Source organism: Wolbachia endosymbiont of Tuta absoluta, from assembly GCF_059414725.1.
Genome location: NZ_JBNRJY010000802.1, coordinates 1 through 572, shown reverse-complemented (window position 1 = coordinate 572; position 572 = coordinate 1). Strand labels below are relative to the sequence as shown.

Sequence of the window (572 nt, the reverse complement as noted above, 5' to 3'; positions counted from 1 at the left end):
GTAAAGTCTAAATCTATCATGCTAGCCAGTATTTCATTCCTTTTTTCCAAGAAAATTCCCCCTTCTTTCATAATTGCAACAAAAGCAATCTTGATGTTAACTTCAAGATCGATCGGTTTGTATAAGGAGTTAATTATACGCATGTAAAAACACGCTTTGAAAAACTTGCCTTCATTTTAAAACAATTGTCGTTTACAGATGGTGTTGGGGTTAAGATACATGCCGTGTGATTAACCTGGCCAGCTCCGAAGCAGTGCTTTTATTTTTATTTTTTTCCTTCTGAGCCGATTTTCTATTAAGACAATACAAAATTGTTACAAAAAAGAAAATTGTGTTATACAAATTTATTTTTTTCACAATGACGAATCATGATGTCAATAAGTGATAATAATATCCTTCACTGAATAAAGTAATTTCATTTTCATTTTCTGTCAATGAACTTTGTAAAGAGCTTAAAATAGATCGATCGACAATTAACGTTGATGACTTACCAAACACATTCAAGAATTACTACTTTGCCGCATCAAGCGATGATGAAACTGAGAATGCATTTACTATTGTCGAATCCGATC

General features: G+C 32.2%; 1 protein-coding gene. It reads right to left on the bottom strand.

Annotated features, from left to right (window positions below; translation table 11 throughout):
* Nucleotides 1-366 precede the first annotated feature (366 nt).
* Nucleotides 367-498, bottom strand: a complete 132-nt coding sequence (locus tag ACJ5GX_RS08150) for a hypothetical protein (RefSeq protein ID WP_495292898.1) — start codon at nt 496-498, stop codon at nt 367-369.
* Nucleotides 499-572: the final 74 nt, after the last annotated feature.